Source organism: Reyranella soli (assembly GCF_007992495.1).
GTDB classification, from domain to species: domain Bacteria; phylum Pseudomonadota; class Alphaproteobacteria; order Reyranellales; family Reyranellaceae; genus Reyranella; species Reyranella soli.
This window is the reverse complement of sequence record NZ_BKAJ01000205.1, coordinates 1-16,318: the sequence shown is the minus strand read 5'-3', so window position 1 is coordinate 16,318 and position 16,318 is coordinate 1. Positions and strand designations below refer to the sequence as shown.

14 protein-coding genes are annotated in these 16,318 nt (G+C 67.1%); 4 read left to right on the top strand and 10 right to left on the bottom strand.

The features are described 5' to 3' along the window. Positions 1–74: 74 nt before the first annotated feature. The 10 genes from RSO01_RS41640 to RSO01_RS41595 all read right to left on the bottom strand — a co-directional run bounded on the left by RSO01_RS41640 (position 75) and on the right by RSO01_RS41595 (position 11,249). A complete protein-coding gene (locus tag RSO01_RS41640) occupies positions 75–476 on the bottom strand; it encodes a RidA family protein (RefSeq protein WP_147156509.1) in 402 nt (133 codons plus the stop codon). A gap of 2 nt (positions 477–478) precedes the next feature. Continuing rightward, the gene (locus RSO01_RS41635) at positions 479–2,098 is read right to left on the bottom strand and encodes an AMP-binding protein (protein WP_147156508.1); all 1,620 of its coding nucleotides are present in this window, start codon (positions 2,096–2,098) and stop codon (positions 479–481) included. A gap of 2 nt (positions 2,099–2,100) precedes the next feature. Beyond that, on the bottom strand, positions 2,101–2,913 hold the full coding sequence (locus RSO01_RS41630; RefSeq protein ID WP_147156507.1) for an enoyl-CoA hydratase family protein: 813 nt from the start codon (positions 2,911–2,913) through the stop codon (positions 2,101–2,103). After that, on the bottom strand, positions 2,910–3,368 hold the full coding sequence (locus RSO01_RS41625; protein WP_147156506.1) for a MarR family winged helix-turn-helix transcriptional regulator: 459 nt from the start codon (positions 3,366–3,368) through the stop codon (positions 2,910–2,912). The genes RSO01_RS41630 and RSO01_RS41625 overlap by 4 nt, the downstream gene beginning before the upstream one ends. Next, on the bottom strand, positions 3,362–4,120 hold the full coding sequence (locus RSO01_RS41620) for an SDR family NAD(P)-dependent oxidoreductase (protein ID WP_147156505.1): 759 nt from the start codon (positions 4,118–4,120) through the stop codon (positions 3,362–3,364). The genes RSO01_RS41625 and RSO01_RS41620 overlap by 7 nt, the downstream gene beginning before the upstream one ends. Beyond that, complete coding sequence (locus tag RSO01_RS41615; protein ID WP_147156504.1) at positions 4,117–6,411, bottom strand: bifunctional salicylyl-CoA 5-hydroxylase/oxidoreductase; 2,295 nt, start codon at positions 6,409–6,411, stop codon at positions 4,117–4,119. The genes RSO01_RS41620 and RSO01_RS41615 overlap by 4 nt, the downstream gene beginning before the upstream one ends. A gap of 137 nt (positions 6,412–6,548) precedes the next feature. After that, the gene (locus RSO01_RS41610) at positions 6,549–7,262 is read right to left on the bottom strand and encodes an ABC transporter ATP-binding protein (protein WP_147156503.1); all 714 of its coding nucleotides are present in this window, start codon (positions 7,260–7,262) and stop codon (positions 6,549–6,551) included. 1 nt (position 7,263) lies between these two features. Beyond that, positions 7,264–9,033 carry a branched-chain amino acid ABC transporter ATP-binding protein/permease gene (locus tag RSO01_RS41605; RefSeq protein ID WP_147156502.1) on the bottom strand — a complete coding sequence of 590 codons (1,770 nt, stop codon included), beginning with the start codon at positions 9,031–9,033 and terminating at the stop codon, positions 7,264–7,266. Further along, positions 9,030–10,076 carry a branched-chain amino acid ABC transporter permease gene (locus RSO01_RS41600; RefSeq protein ID WP_147156501.1) on the bottom strand — a complete coding sequence of 349 codons (1,047 nt, stop codon included), beginning with the start codon at positions 10,074–10,076 and terminating at the stop codon, positions 9,030–9,032. Before RSO01_RS41600 ends, RSO01_RS41605 begins: the two co-directional genes overlap by 4 nt. Before the next feature lie 18 nt (positions 10,077–10,094). After that, a complete protein-coding gene (locus RSO01_RS41595; RefSeq protein WP_147156500.1) occupies positions 10,095–11,249 on the bottom strand; it encodes an ABC transporter substrate-binding protein in 1,155 nt (384 codons plus the stop codon). Between the two features lie 37 nt (positions 11,250–11,286). Here RSO01_RS41595 and RSO01_RS41590 point away from each other — a divergent pair, with 37 nt between their 5' ends. From RSO01_RS41590 to RSO01_RS41575, 4 genes are all read left to right on the top strand, one after another. Beyond that, complete coding sequence (locus RSO01_RS41590) at positions 11,287–12,078, top strand: alpha/beta fold hydrolase (RefSeq protein ID WP_147156499.1); 792 nt, start codon at positions 11,287–11,289, stop codon at positions 12,076–12,078. Between the two features lie 132 nt (positions 12,079–12,210). After that, on the top strand, positions 12,211–14,361 hold the full coding sequence (locus tag RSO01_RS41585) for a thiamine pyrophosphate-dependent enzyme (protein ID WP_147156498.1): 2,151 nt from the start codon (positions 12,211–12,213) through the stop codon (positions 14,359–14,361). An 8-nt stretch (positions 14,362–14,369) separates the two neighbouring features. After that, positions 14,370–15,902, top strand: a complete 1,533-nt coding sequence (locus tag RSO01_RS41580) for an indolepyruvate oxidoreductase subunit beta family protein (protein ID WP_147156497.1) — start codon at positions 14,370–14,372, stop codon at positions 15,900–15,902. Further along, a partial coding sequence (locus RSO01_RS41575; protein WP_246159165.1) for a Rieske 2Fe-2S domain-containing protein occupies positions 15,899–16,318 on the top strand: 420 nt, incomplete at its 3' end. The genes RSO01_RS41580 and RSO01_RS41575, both read left to right, overlap by 4 nt.

Below are 16,318 nucleotides of genomic sequence, written 5' to 3'. Positions count from 1 at the left end.
TGTAACCCCCTCATCCAACCTCTCCCCCTAGCGGGGGAGAGGAGCTTGCGTGACGTGTCCGTCGCAGACGATGGTCACATCGGCACGACCGCCATAGCCTGGATCTCGACCTTGGCGCGGTCCTCGACCAGGGCCGTGACCTCGACCACGGCCATCGCCGGGAAATTGCGCCCCATGATCTCGCGATAGGCCTTGCCGATGCCCGCGAGGTTGCCGAGGTAGTCCTTCTTATTCGTGAGATACCACGTCATCGTCGTGACGTGCTCGGGCTTCGCGCCGGCCTCGGCCAGCACGTCGACGACGTTCTGCAGGGTCTGGCGGACCTGGCCCACGAGGTCGTCTGTCTCGAAGCGGCTCTGGCCGTTCCAGCCGATCTGCCCGCCGACGAACACGAAGCGGCCTTGGGCGGCGACTCCGTTGGCGTAGCCGTTGGGTTTCGCCCAGCCGGCCGGCTGCAGGATCGTGTGCGTTGTCATGATCAACCTTGGTTCTTCAACAGAAAGCGCTGGATCTTGCCCGTCTGGGTCTTCGGCAGGGCAGGCGTGAACTTCACCGAGCGCGGATACTTGTAGGGCGCGATCGTCGCCTTGACGTGATCCTGCAGGCGTTTTGTGGTGTCGAGGTCCGGCGCGACGCCGTCGGCCAGCACGACATGCGCCTGGACGATCTGGCCGCGCTCGGCGTCGGCAATGCCGATCACGGCGCATTCAGCCACGTCGGCATGGGTCAGCAGCGCCGCCTCGACCTCGGGGCCGGCGATGTTGTAGCCGGCGGAGATGATCATGTCGTCCGACCGCGCGGCGAAGTGGAAATAGCCCGCCTCGTCCTGCACGAAGGAATCGCCGGTGAGGTTCCAGCCGTCGCGCACGTAATTGCGCTGGCGCTCGTCGGCGAGATAGCGGCAGCCGGTCGGGCCGCGCACGGCGAGCCGCCCCACCGTGCCGCGCGGCACCTCCTTCATGGCCTCGTCGACGACCCGGGCCTCGTAGCCGCGGACCGGCTTGCCGGTCGAGCCGGGAGCGAGGTCGTCGAGGCGGTTGGAGATGAAGATGTGCAGCATCTCCGTGGCGCCGATGCCGTCCAGGATCGGCTTGCCGGTCTTGGCCAGCCAGTCGTTGAACACCGGCGCGGGCAGGGTCTCGCCGGCCGAGACGGCAATGCGCAGCGACGAGAGATCGGCGCCAGCATCCATCGCCGTCAGCATGGCGCGGTAGGCCGTGGGCGCCGTGAAGCTGATGGTGGCGCGGTAGGTCTCGATGATCTCGACCATGTTCGCGGGCGAGGCGTTCTCGAGCAGCGTTGCCGCCGCGCCGAAGCGCAGGGGGAAGATCGCAAGCCCACCCAGGCCGAAGGTGAAGGCAAGCGGCGGCGATCCGACGAACACGTCGTCCGGCGTCACCCCCAGCACGTCCTTGGCGTAGCCGTCGGCGATGATCAGCAGGTCACGATGGAAGTGCATGGTGGCCTTGGGCACCCCGGTCGTGCCCGAGGTGAAGCCCAGCAGGGCGACGTCATCGCGACCGGTGGCGACGGCCTCGAAGCGCACCGGCTTGGTCAGCGCGACACGGTCGAGCTCGGCGTCGTGGTTGGCCGTGCCGTCGAAGCCCACGACCTGCTCGAGGAAGCGGCTGTCCTTGGCGCAGGCCACCAGCTCGTCCATCAGGCGCGTGTCGCAGAGCGCCAGCGCGATCTTGGCCTTGTCGACGATCTGCGCCAGCTCGCCGGCCCGCAGCATGGGCATGGTGTTGACCACGACGGCGCCGGCCTTGGTGGCCGCCAGCCAGCAGGCGACCATGGCCGGGTTGTTGGCGGCGCGGACCAGCACGCGATTGCCCGGCCGCACGCCGTAATTCTCGACCAGGGCGCGCGCCAGTCGGTTGGTCCAGTCGGTCAGCTCCTTGTAGGTGCGGCGGCGGCCATTGCCGATCAGCGCGGTATTGTCGCCAAAGCCCTTCTGGACCATGCGGTCGGTCAGTTCGACGGCGACATTCAGGCGCTCGGGATAGTCGAAGCCGGCCAGACGGAAGTCCGGCAGCTGCGCCGCAGGCGGAAGATTGTCGCGGCTGAAGGTGTCGATATGTGCGCTCGGTCCCAGCATCTTCAGGTCCCTTCGAACACCGGCGTCTGCTTGGCGACGAAGGCCCGGTAGGCGCGCTCGAAATCGCGGGTCTGCATGCAGATGGCCTGCGCCTGGGCCTCCGCCTCGATCGCCTGGTCGAGGCCCATCGACCATTCCTGGTTCAGCTGGGTCTTGGTGATGCCGTGCGCGAAGGTCGGGCCCGAGGCGATGCGCCGGGCCATGTCGAGCGCGTCGGGTTCCAGTGCCCCAGCGTCGACCAGGCGATTATAGAAACCCCAGCGCTCGCCTTCGGCCGCCGACATGCTGCGGCCGGTATAAAGAAGCTCGGCGGCGCGGCCCTGACCGATGATTCGGGGCAGGATCGCACAGGCGCCCATGTCGCAGCCCGCGAGTCCCACGCGTGTGAACAGGAAGGCGGTCTTGGCCTCAGGCGTGGCGATGCGGATATCGGAGGCCATGACGATGATGGCGCCGGCGCCCACGGCGACGCCGTCGACGGCGGTGATGATCGGCTTGCCGCAAGCGAGCATCGCCTTGACGAGATCGCCGGTCATGCGCGTGAAGTTGAGCAGCTCCTTCATCTCCATGGCAACCAGAGGCCCGATGATGTCGCGCACGTCGCCGCCCGAGCAGAAATTGCCGCCGTTGGGCAGGAACACCACCACGTCGACGTCCTCAGCGTAGCGCAGCTCGCGGAAGGTATCGCGCAGCTCGGCGTAGGAGTCGAAGGTGAGCGGATTCTTGCGCTCCGGCCGGTCGAGCTGGATATGCGCCACCTTGCCTTCGACCTGCCAGAGGAAGTGCTTGGGCCGGAAGCCCGCCATCTTGGTCATTCCCGTCCCTCCCAATTGCTGCGAAAGGCCTTCAGCATCGACGTGAGCTGCTTGGCGTCGCTCTTGGTGACGCCGGCCAGCAATTCGCCAACCCAGCGCTCGTGCGCGGCCGCCATGGTGCGAAAGGTGTCCTTGCCGGCCTTCGTGAGCTGCACGATCGAGGTGCGGCGATCGCCGTTGCGCTGGCCGCGCTGCACCAGGCCTTCGGACACCAGACGGTCGACGATGCCGGTAACGTTGCCGTTGGAGACCAGCAGGAAGCGCGACAGGTCGCTCATCAGCATGCCGTCGGGCACGCGATAGAGGGCGGCCATGACATCGAAACGCGGCAGGGTGGTGTCGAACTCGGTGCTCAGCCGCTCGCGCAGCTCGCCCTCTATGGTGCGCGAGGCGCGCAGCAGCCGGATCCAGAGCCTGAGCTTCTCCTTGGAAGCAGAGACCGGTCCACTCACCACGTCTCGCCTCCCGACAGCGACAGCGCCTGACCGGTCACCGAACCCGCCGCCTCGCTGCAGAGCCACAGCACTGCCGCCGCGACCTCTTTGGGCTGGATGAAGCGGCCCTGCGGATTGGTGCTGGCGAGGCTGGTCCGCGCCTGCTCGACGGTGCGGCCGGTCGTGCGCACGATGCGCTGCACGGACTCCTCCAGCATGTCGGTCTCGATGAAGCCCGGGCACACTGCGTTGACGGTCACGCCCGATTTCACCGTCTCGGTTGCCAGCGCCCGCATCAAGCCGACGACGCCGTGCTTGGCGGCAACATAAGGTGCCACATAGGCGTAGCCCTTCAGTCCCGCCGTCGAGGCGACGAAGACGATTCGGCCCGCCTTGCGCTTGGTCATGCCGCCGAGCGCGGGCTTCACGGTCAGGAACGATCCCGTCAGATTGAGATCGAGCGCACGCTGCCAGTCGGCGAGCGACGTCTTGTGCGCCGGGCTGCTTTCGGCCCCGCCGGCATTGGCTACGACGATGTCGAACGGCCCGCGCAGTTCCTCGGCCTCGGCATAGAGAGCCGTCATTGCGGCTTCGTCAGTGACGTCGGCCGCGATCGGGAAGATCCGGGCGTTCTCGCCAGCCACCGCCTCGAGCTTGGCCTTGCGGCGGCCGCAGATGGTGACGGAGACGCCCGCTTTAGCGAGCGCCAGGGCGACCGCCCGTCCGACGCCCGTGCCGCCGCCGGTCACCAGCGCATGTTTGCCTGAGATCATACTTTCGGCCCCATGGTCGCACCGCCGCGGTCGGCCAGCCGATAGAGCTGATCGCGGCCGTTGAGATAAGGATCGGGCCACTTCACGTCGCGGTCACCGAGCTGCACCGCGGCATGCAGGGTCCAGTAGGGATCGGCGAGGTGCGGCCGCGCCAGGCATACAAGATCGGCGCGGCCGGCCAGCAGGATCGAGTTGACGTGGTCGGGCTCGTAGATGTTGCCGACCGCCATGGTGGCCATGCCGGTCTCGTTGCGGATGCGATCGGAGAACGGCGTCTGGAACATGCGGCCGTAGACCGGGCGGCCGCGGATCGAGGTCTGGCCGGCCGATACGTCGCAGATGTCGACGCCGGCCGCCTGCAGCAGCCGCGCGATCTCGACGGCCTCGGCCGGCGTCACGCCCTCATCGCCCATCCAGTCGTTGGCCGAGATGCGCACCGAGATCGGCTTATGTGCCGGCCAGACCGCACGCACGGCCTGGAAGACCTCCAGCGGATAGCGCAGCCGGTTCTCCAGCGCACCTCCATATTCGTCGGTGCGATGGTTGGTGATCGGCGTGATGAAGGACGACAGCAGATAGCCGTGCGCGGCATGGATCTCGAGCATGTCGAAGCCGCAGCGCGCGGCCATCTCCGCCGAGGCCACGAACTGCTCCCTGATGCGCGCCATATCGGCGCGGTCCATCGCCTTGGGCACCTGGTTTTCCGGCGACCACGGAACTTCCGACGCGGCCATCAGCGGCCAGTTGCCGCTTTTAAGCGGCGCGTCGATCTGCTGCCAGCCGAGCTGGGTCGATCCCTTGGCGCCGGAGTGGCCGATCTGGGCGCAGATCTTGGCCTCGGTCTCGGCATGCACGAAATCGACCAGGCGCTTCCAGGCGACCTCGTGCTCGGGCGCATAAAACCCCGTGCAGCCCGGCGTGATGCGGCCTTCGGGGCTGACGCAGGTCATCTCGATATAGATCAGGCCTGCACCGCCCTTGGCGCGCTCGGCGTAGTGGGCGAAGTGCCAGTCGGTTGGGCAGCCGTCGACCGCCTTGTACTGCGCCATGGGCGAGACGACGACGCGGTTCGCGAGTTTCAGGTCGCGCAGCTGGAATGGCGCGAACATTGGGGCGCGACGCAGATTGTCGGTGTTGCCGGCGCGGCGCTGGAACCAGGCTTCGGCGCCGCCCAGCCACGCCGGATCGCGCATCCGCAGGTTCTCGTGGCTGATGCGCTGCGAGCGGGTTAGCAGCGAGTAGTTGAACTGCACGGGGTCGAGGTCGAGGTAGCGCTCGACCTCCTCGAACCATTCCAGCGAATTGCGCGCCGCCGACTGCAGGCGCAGCACCTCGGTCCGGCGCGCGCTTTCGTACTTCTCGAACGCCGCCGTGAGACCGGGCTCGGAATGCAGATAGTCGGCGAGCGCCACCGCGCTCTCGAGCGCCAGCTTGGTGCCCGAGCCGATCGAGAAATGCGCGCTGGCCGAGGCGTCGCCCAGCAAAGCGAGGTTCTTGTGCGACCAGCGCTCGCAGAGCACGCGCGGGAAATTGATCCAGGCCGAGCCGCGCAGGTGGCTGGCGTTGGATATCAAACTCTGGCCACCGAGATGCTTGGCGAAGATCCGTTCGCAGGCCGCGATCGACTGCTTGCGCGTCATGTCGCTAAAACCCCAGGCGGCCCAGGTCTCCTCGCTGCATTCGACGATGAAAGTCGCGGTCTCGGGCTCGAATTGGTAGGCGTGCGCCCACACCCAGCCGTGCTCGGTCTCCTCGAAGATGAAGGTGAAGGCGTCGTCGAACTTCTGGCGGGTGCCGAGCCAGACGAACTTGCACTTGCGGACGTCGATGTCGGGCTTGAAGACCTCGGCGAAGGCCGCGCGCGAGCGCGAATTCAGACCGTCGGCGGCGATCACCAGGTCGTGGCTTTCCATGAACGGCCGCGGATCGTCGATCTCCGTTTCGAACTTGAGCTCGATTCCGAGATCGCCGGCGCGCCGCTGCAGCAGCAGGAGCAGCCGCTTGCGGCCGATGCCGCAGAAGCCGTGGCCCGTAGAGACGGTGCGCACGCCCTTGTGGATCACAGCGATGTCGTCCCAGTAGGCGAAGTATTCCCGGATCCAGGCGGCGCTGACCGCGTCGTTGGCCGCGAGGTTGTCGAGCGTCTCGGCCGAGAGCACGACGCCCCAGCCGAACGTGTCGTCTGGCTTGTTGCGCTCGAACACCGTGATCTCGTGCCCGGGGTTGCGGCGCTTCATCGAGATGGCGAAGTAGAGGCCGGCGGGGCCGGCGCCGAGAACAGCAACCTTCACCTCAGCTCTCCTTCTGTCTTGCCGGACCGCGGGTCTCCAGGCCCGCTCATAGTCTTGATCATGAGCGGGCCTGGAGGCCCGCGGTCCGGCAAGATGACGATATACCCTTTAAGTATAAAGCTTCATATCTAAAATATCTAGTGCCCGCCCAGGTAGCTCGCGGTGACGCGCGGGTCGTGCATCAGGTCGGCGGCGGCGCCAGAATGGACGATCTCGCCAGTCTCCAGCACATAGCCGAAATCGGCCGTTTCCAAGGCGGCGCGGGCATTCTGCTCGACCAGCAGGATCGACACGCCGAGCTCGCGCAGGGAGGCGATGATTTTGAAGACCTCGCGGACGATGATCGGGGCGAGGCCGAGGCTCGGCTCATCGAGCATCAGTAGGCGCGGCTTGGCCATCAGGGCGCGGCCCAGCGCCAGCATCTGGCGCTCGCCGCCGGACAGGGTCGAGGCTTTCTGGTTGCGCCGTTCGTCCAGGCGCGGGAAGCGCTTGTAGACGTCGGCCAGCGACTGTTTCAGCCCTGCCGAATCGCGTCGTCGTGAATAGCCGCCGAGTAAAAGATTATCCGACACCGAGAGATCGCCGAACAGCTCGCGCGTCTCGGGCACCAGGCAGAAGCCGCGCTCGATGCGCGCCTCGACATCGAGCCGTCGCAGGTCGATCCCATCGAACGACATGCGGCCGCGCCACGGCAGCAGGCCGATCGCGGCACCCAGCAGCGTGGTCTTGCCGGCGCCGTTGGGGCCGATGACGGTGACGATCTGGCCGGGCTCGATGGCGAGCGAAACGCCGCGCACCGCCTCGACCTTGTCGTAGGCGACGGAGACCTGGTCGATCGATAGCAGCGCCATCTCACGCCACCCCGCCGAGATAGGCTTCCTGGACGCGCGGGTCGCTGCGCACGACGGCGGGCGTGCCCTCGCAGAGCTTGGCGCCGAAATCCATCACCACCGTGCGGTCGACCAAGCCCATGACGAAATCCATGTCGTGTTCGACCAGCAGGATGGAGAGGCCCTCGGCCCGCAGCGCTTCGAGGAGATGGGCGAGCTCGGCTTTCTCGGCTGAACGCAGGCCGGCGGCGGGTTCGTCTAGCACCAGCAGTGCGGGATCGGCCGCCAGCGCACGGGCTATTTCGAGCAGGCGCTGGTTGCCGAGCGGCAGGTTGCCGGCCAGCTCGAAGGCGCGGTCGGCCAGGCCGACACGTTGCAACTGCCGCATCGCCTCAGCCTGGGCCCGCGCTTCCTCGGCGCGGTCGAGGCGCAATACCCCGGCGAAGAAGCCGGAACTGGTGCGGCCGTAGGTCCCGAGCAGCACGGTGTCGAGCAAGGTCATGGTCTTGCGCAGCTTCACGTGCTGGAAGGTGCGGGCGATGCCGGCGCGGGCGATCTGGCGCTGGGCGTGGCGGCTGATGTCCTGCCCTAAAAAGCTGATCCGACCCTGGTTCAGCGGCAGCGCGCCGGTGATCAGGTTGAACATGGTGGTCTTGCCGGCACCGTTGGGGCCGATCAGCCCTAGAATCTCGCCGGCCTTGACCTCGAAGCTCACATTGTCGACGGCTAAAAGGCCGCCGAAGCGGCGGGTCGCACCGGCGATGGTCAGGATCGGTTGGCCGCGCTCGGGTTGCTGGCGATGCACGAGCGAGCCCGAAGCGAGGGGCGGGGTAGGCTGCACGCGCGGCAGCCAGCGCAGCGCGAGGGGCACGATGCCGGCCCGCGCCCGCTGCAGCACCAGGATGAACAGCACCGAGAACACGATGACTTCGAGCTGTCCCGAGGCACCCGGCGAGATCACCGGCAGCCAGTCCTGGATGCTGTTCTTGAGCAGGGTGACGACGGCCGCCCCCACGATCGCCCCCGAGAGGTAGGCCATGCCGCCGACCATCGCCATCAGCAGGTAGAGGATGCCGACGCTGACGTCGAAGGGCGCGGGGCTGACGAAGCGGCTCATATGGGCGTAGAGCCAGCCCGACAGGGCCGACAGCAGGGCCGCAATCACGAAGGTGATGAGTTTCACCCGGAACGGATTGATGCCCAGGCTCTCGGTCATGACCTGGCCGCCGCGCAGGGCGCGTACCGCCCGGCCCTCGCGCGAATCGAGCAGGTTGGCCGACAGCACCAGGGACACGATCACGAAAACCCAGATCAGGTAGTAGATGCTGTTGCTGCTGGAGAGCGCGTAGCCGCCAATGGAGATCGGCGGGATTTCGCTGATGCCGTTGTACTGGCCCAGCATGGGCACGTTGCCGAACAGGAAGTAGGTCGCCAGCCCCCAGGCGATGGTGCTGAGCGACAGGAAGTGGCCGCCCAGCCGCAGGGTCACGGCGCCGAGGATGGCGGCAACCAGCCCGGTGAGCACGACGCCTACGACCAGCCCGATCCACGGCGAATAGCCCGCCTTCACGGTGAGCCAGGCAGTGGCGTAGGCGGCAATGCCGACGAACGCAGCCTGGCCGAACGACAGCATGCCGCCGATGCCCGACAGCAGCACCAGGCCGAGCACGGCCAGCGCATAGATGCCGATGAAGTTCATGAGCGTGATGCTGAACGGGCTGAGCAGCGCCGGTGCGAGCGCCAGCAGCAGAACTCCGGCGGCCGCAACGAGGTGGAATTGCAGGCGCGTCATTCCTCGGCCTCTTCCTCCTCGGTGCCGGCGAAGGCGAGCGAGCGCCACAGCAGCACGGGAATGAGCAGGCTGAAGACCAGCACCTCCTTGTAGGCGCTCAGCCAGAACGAGGTGAAGCTTTCCAGCAGGCCGACCATGACAGCGCCCAGCGCCGTAACGGGATAGCTCACCATGGCGCCGATGATGGCGCCGACGAAGGCCTTCAGCCCGAGCAGGAAGCCCGAATCGTAGAAGATCGTCGTCACCGGCGCGATCAGCACGCCCGAGATGCCGGCGAGCAGCGACGCCAGCAGGTAGGCGATCGTGCCGGTCGAGGTCGGCCGGATGCCGACCAGGCGCGCGCCGACGCGGTTGACCGCCGTGGCGCGCAATGCCTTGCCCTGAATGGTGAACTCGAAATAGAGGAACAGCAGGCCGCAGAACACGATCGAGGCGGCCAGGATCAGCAGCATCTGGCCGTTGACGATGAGGCCCGCGACGTCGAACACAGCGTCGGTCAGCGGCTTGGTACGCACGCCTTCCGGGCCGAAGAACATCAGGCCGAGCCCGCTCAGCGCAAAATGCAAAGCCACCGCGACGGTGAGCAGCAGCAGGACCGAGGCATCGGCGATCGGCCGGAACACGATGCGATCGAGCAACGGGGCGATCGGCAGAACGAGGGCCAGCGACAGCACGATCCTGACCGGCATCGAGAACGTCGTGCCGGCCGCGAACCAGACCGCCGCGGCCGGTATCAGCGGCAGGACCAGATAAAACAGCAGGGCGCGCGGCAATCGATGGAACGCGCGGTTCCTGACGAGGGCGACCGCCTCGACCGCCGTCGCCAGCACCGCGAGCACCGCCACCAGGCCGACCGTGCCCGGTCGGCCTCCTGTTTCCAACGAGGCGAGACTGAGCGCGGTGAAGGCCGCGATATCGCCGAACGGCACGAAGATCACGCGCGTCACGGCGAAGATCAGCACTAGGCCGAGGCCAATCAGGACATAGATGGCCCCGCTGGCGATGCCGTCCATCGCCAGGATTGCCGCGATCTCGCCGTTCATCGTCTTAGGGCCATCGGCTCAGGGCTCGTACTTCCACTGGCCGTTGACCAGCCGCACCATCACCAGCGCGCGCTCGTCGACGCCGTAGCTGTCGCTGGGCTTGTAGTTGTAGATGGCGTGCGTGCCCACGAGGTCATTGGTGTTGAAGATCGCGTTCCTGAGTGCCACGCGGAACTCTGGTGTGCCGGGCTTGGCGCCCGTGGCCATCGCCCGCTTGGCGGCGTCGAGGAACACCAGCCAGGCATCGAAGGAGTAGGCCGAAAAGGCGTCCGATGTCGGCGAGCCGTTCGCCTTCTGGTAGGCGGCCCGGAAGTCCATGGAGATCTTCTTGCTGAAGTGCGTGTCGGGCAGCTGCTCGGCGACGACCACTGGACCGGCCGAGACCTGCACGCCCTCGACTGCCTTGCCGCCGACGCGGATGAAGTCGGTATTGAGCAATGCCGGCGTGCCATAGAGCGGCCCCTTGTAGCCGCGCTCGGCCAGCGCTAGCGGCGGCAGAGCGCCTTGGGTCGCGGCACCGCCCAGCAGCACGGCGTCGGGCTTGGTCGCCATCATCTTCAGCACCTGGCCCGTCACCGAGGTGTCGGTGCGCACATAGCGCTCGTTGGTCAGGATCTTCAGCCCATCCGCCTCGGCGGGCTTCTGCGCACCGTTGTAGACGAGGTCGCCCCAGGCGTCGGAGAAGCCGATATAGGCGAACTGCTTCACGCCATCGCGCTTCATGCGGTCGACCACCACCTTCACCATGAGGGTGGGCGGCTGCGGCATGACGATCGCCCAGCGGTCGCCGGCGTCGTTCGCCGCCACGCTGATGGGCGAGATCGCGATCATCGGCACTTTCAGCTCGTTGGCGATCGGCACCATCGCGCTGGTCGAGGCGGCCGTGGATGTGCCGATCAGCAGGTCGACCTTGTTCTCCTCGACGAGCTTGCGCGCGTTACGCGTCGCCGACGACGGATCGGAGCCGTCGTCGAGCTGGATCAGCTTGACCTTCTCAGCGCCCACGCTGCTCGCGTACTCGACGGCCGCCTTCATGCCGCGGTCGTAGAGCACCCCGATCGACGAGCCCGGCCCGCTCTGCGAGGTGATGAATCCGACCGTGATCTCGGCCTGCGCCGCCGTGGCAAACCCAAGAGAGGCGGCGACGACGGCCGCCGCGATGCTATTCTTCATCATTGTCTCCTTTTTCAGCCCTTATCCCCGTAGTGACATGATCGAACGCTCTTTCGTGCGTATCAAATCCGGACTTGTGCATGTCGCGGCCTGCGGCGCCGGACGGCCGATCCTGCTGCTGCACCAGACGCCGCGCTCCTGGGACGAGTATCGCGAGGTGCTGCCGCTCCTGGGCGCACGCTACCGTGCCATCGCCATGGATACCGTCGGTTTCGGCGATTCCGAGCCTCTGCCGGACGGCAGCGATTCCATCGAAGCCTGGGCGGCTGCGGCGCACGAAGTCCTGGCAGCGCTGGGCCACGCCCGCGCCGTCATCGCGGGCCATCATACCGGGGCGGCTGTCGCCGTTGAGATGGCGGCGTCGCAGCCCGAGCGGGTCGAGGCGCTGGTGCTGTCGGCCTGCCCTTATGTCGATGCGGCGCGGCGGGCGAGGGAGCCCGGCAAGCGCGTGATCGACGAGGTCGCCGCGCATCACGACGGCCGGCATCTCCAGGAACTGTGGGCGAGACGCCAGCCCTTCTATCCGGAAGGCCGTGGCGATCTTCTGGAACGCTTCATCGTCGATGCGCTGAAGGCGGGGCCGCGCGCCGCCGAAGGCCATCGCGTCGTCGGCCGCTATGTGATGGAACCGCGCCTGCCGTTGGTGCGCTGCCCGACTCTGGTGATCGCGCCCATGGCCGACCCGCATGCCCACCCGCACGCGCCCGCCGTCGCCGCCAGCATCGCCGGCAGCAAATTGATCGAGATCGAAGCCGGCACCGTGCCGCTTCCCGACCATATGCCGCACGCCTTCGCGGCTGCGATCGACCAGTTTCTGTCGAGCCATTGAAAGCCCGTCCCCCCAAGCCGAGATGTTTCAATCCTAAAGTTTCTCGAAAACGATCGTCAAGGCCACACCGCGATCGATTGACAGATAAAAGCTTCACTCCTTAAATATCTCCATTGCGATGAGGGACGCCCGATGGCTGAACGATCCTTCGCGAAAGAGGTAGAGGACCTAAGGCTCGGTGACGGGCAGGAGTTCCATGGCGAAGGCATCCTCGCCATCACCAAGGCCCTGCTGCAATCGGGCGTGGGCTATGTTGCAGGCTATCAGGGCGCGCCGATCTCGCATCTGATGGACGTGCTGTCCGATGCGCAGGACATCCTCAGCGACCTCGGCGTTCACTTCGAATCGAGCGCCAGCGAAGCGACGGCGGCAGCGACCCTCGCGGCCTCGGTCATGTATCCCATCCGCGGCGCCGTCACCTTCAAGTCGCCGGTCGGCACGAACGTTGCCTCGGATGCGCTTGCAAATCTGGCGTCGGGCGGCGTCACGGGCGGCGCTCTGATCATCGTCGGCGAGGATTACGGCGAAGGCTCCTCGATCATGCAGGAGCGCAGCCACGCCTACGCCATGAAATCGCAGGTCTGGCTGCTCGATCCGCGGCCCAACCTGGAAAGCATCGTGCGCTCGGTGGAGCTGGGCTTCGAGCTTTCGGAGGCGTCGAACACGCCGGTCATGCTGGAAGTGCGCATCCGCGCCTGTCACGTGCGCGGCAGCTTCCGCACCAAGGCCAACCAGCGGCCGACGATGAGCGTGAAGGACGCGCTCGAGGCGCCGCGGCGCGATACCGGCCGCGTCGTCCTGCCGCCAGCCTCCTACCTCCATGAGAAGGAGAAGATCGAGAAACGCTGGCCTGCCGCGGTGAAGTTCATCAAGGAGCGCGGCCTGAACGAGTTCGTGCCGGGCGACATCGGCGACGTCGGCATCATCCTGCAGGGTGGCATGTACAACGGCGTGCTGCGCGCCCTGCAGGGCCTGGGCCTGGCCGATGTCTGGGGCACCAGCCGCGTTCCGCTCTATGTCCTGAACGTCACCTACCCCCTGGTGCCGGACGAGGTCGCCGACTTCTGCCGCAACAAGCGCGCGGTGCTGCTGGTGGAAGAGGGGCAACCCGACTTCATCGAGCAGGCGCTGTCCAAGATCCTGCGCCAGGCGGGCATCGGCACGCCGCTCTCGGGCAAGGACGTCTTCCCCATGGCGGGCGAATACACCGCCCAGGTCATGGGCGATGCGGTCGGCGCCTTCGTGCGGCAGTGGATCCCCGATGTGCTGGCGCCGTCCGTGCGCGCCTCCAATGCGCCGCCGGCCCTGGAAGAGAAGCATGCCCGTGCGTTGGCCGAGGTTGTGCCGCCGCGTCCGCCCGGCTTCTGCACCGGCTGTCCCGAACGGCCGATCTTCGCCGCCATGAAGCTGGTCGAGCGCGAGCTGGGCCCGCACCACGTCGCGGCCGACATCGGCTGCCATCTGTTCGCGATTATGCCGCCGTTCAACATCGGCACGACCACCATGGGCTACGGCCTGGGACCAGCCTCGGCCTCGGCGTTCAACGTCAAGGCAGGCAAGCGCTCCATCGCCGTGATGGGCGATGGCGGCTTCTGGCACAACGGGCTGACCTCGGGCATCGGCAACGCCGTGTTCAACAAGAGCGACGGCGTGGTGCTGATCGTCGACAACCACTATTCGGCGGCAACCGGCGGCCAGGACCTGCTGTCGTCGCGCGCCGCCAACCGCTCGCGGTCGACGCGGCATGCCATCACCGAGGCCGTCAAGGGCATGGGCGTCGACTGGGTACGCCAGATCGACCGCACCTACGATGTCGCCCGCGTGCGCGACACCTTGAAGGAGGCGCTGACCACCGAGCAGGCCGGGCCGAAAGTGATCGTGGCGTCGTCGGAGTGCATGCTGAATCGCCAGCGCCGCGAGCGGCCGCTGTTCGCCAAGGCGGTGAAGGCGGGCGAGCGCATGGTGCGCCAGCGCTTCGGCGTCGATGAAGACGTCTGCACCGGCGATCACGCCTGCATCCGCCTTTCGGGCTGCCCCTCGCTCTCGGTCAAGCAGACCGCCGATCCCTTGAAGGACGATCCGGTCGCGGCGATCGACAATTCCTGCGTCGGCTGCGGCAATTGCGGCGACGTGGCTGAGGCGGCCGTGCTCTGCCCGTCCTTCTATCGCGCCGACATCATCATCAATCCCACCGGCTGGGACCGCTGGGTGGCGCAAATGCGCGCCGCCGTCATCGGCTTCTTCCAGCGCCTGCGCAGCCGCCGACGGCTGCGGCTGGCCTGAGGGCCGCGATGGACGCCGTTCTTTCCTTGCCGACCCTCGACACGCGACGGCCCACCGCCATCGCCGTGATGGCGATGGGCGGCCAGGGCGGCGGCGTGCTGGTCGACTGGATCGTGGCCCTCATCGAGGGGCAGGGCTGGCTGGTGCAGTCGACCTCGGTGCCTGGCGTCGCCCAGCGCACCGGCGCCACGATCTATTACGTCGAGGCCATCCAGTCCGACGGCTCGGGCCGCCGCCCCGTGCTGTCGCTGATGCCGGTGCCCGGCGAGGTCGACATCGTGATCGGGGCCGAGCTGATGGAGGCCGGCCGCGCCATGCAGCGCGGGCTGGTATCGCCCGATCGCACCACCCTGATCGCCTCCTCGCACCGCGCCTATGCGGTGAGCGAGAAGATCGCGTCCGGCGACGGCGCCGGCGATCCGGTCAAAGTCCATGAGGCGGCGCGTGCCGCCAGCAAGCAGTTCCTCGCCTTCGACATGGCGGCGATCGCCGAGCAGTCGGAGAGCGTGATCTCGGCCGCCTTGTTCGGCGCCTTGGCGGCTTCCGGTTCCCTGCCGTTCCCGCGCGCCGCCTATGAGGCGACCATTCGCGAAAAGGGCGTCGGCGTCGAGGCGAGCCTGCGCGCCTTCGGTCGCGCCTACGATGCGGCCGTCGAGGAGCTCAAGTCGCCGTCGCCTACACCACAGCGCAGCATCACCAGGAAAGAGTTTCCCGAGCTGAAGCCGCTCGGCGATGCCGGCTTCGACGCCCTGGTCGAGCGGGCGCGCAAGCTGCCCGAGTCGGTGCACGGCATGGTCGCGGCGGGCCTCGCGCGCGTCGTGGACTTCCAGGACGTCGCCTATGGGCGCGAGTATCTCGATCGCGTAGATGCCTTCGCCGAGTTCGGTGCCGAGGCGCTCACCTCGGCCGCGGCCAAGCAGATCGCGCGCGCCATGGCCTACGACGACGTGATCCGCGTCGCCGACCTCAAGACCCGCGATAGCCGTTTCGCGCGGATACGGGCCGAGGTGGCTGCCAGGCCCGACCAGATCGTCTATGCGACGGAGTTCATGCATCCGCGCATGGAGGAGGTATGCGGCACCCTGCCGGCCGGGCTCGGTCTCTGGATCGAAACGAGCCCGCGCGTGCTTGGCGTCCTGCGCCGCTTCGTCGATCACGGCCGACGGGTGCAGACCGGCACCATCGGTTGGTTCCTGACACTTTATCTTCTGGCGGGCCTGCGCCGTTTCCGCCGCGGCACGCTGCGCCACCGCCGCGAGCAGGCGCATATCGAGGCCTGGCTCGAGCGCGCGCGGACGGCGGCCCGTCGCGACGTGGCGCTGGCGGTTGAAATCCTCGAGGCGCGCCGCCTGGTAAAAGGCTACTCGGACACCCACGACGCGGGCGAGGCCAAGTTCTCGCGCCTGATGGCAATGGCCGAGAAGCTCGAAGGCCGCGCCGACGCGGCGGACTGGATGCGACGCCTGCGGCAGGCGGCACTCGCAGATGCCGAGGGACGTGCGCTCGGCGACACCATCAAGACCATCGAGAGCTTCCTATGATCAGCAAGTACCGTGGAAACCGGCAGGCGATCTCGGCGCTCGTGCGTGAGACCGAAGTCCATCGCGACGTCTATCTCGACCAGGAGCTGTTCGAGCTGGAGATGGAGCATCTCTTCGCCAACACCTGGATCTATGTTGGCCACGACAGCCAGGTGCCCAAGGTCGGCGACTACTACGCCACGACCATCGGCGCGCAGCCCGTCATCATGGTCCGCGATACCGCCGACAGCGTAAAGGTCCTGTACAATCGCTGCCCACACAAGGGCACGCGGCTGACCGGCGAGACCTGTGGCAATGTCGGCCGCTTCTTCCGCTGTCCTTACCATGCCTGGACCTTCCGCCTCGACGGCAGCCTGGCCGGCATCCCGCTGAAGAGCGGCTACGACAATACCGGATTTGCCGAGAGCCACGGCGCT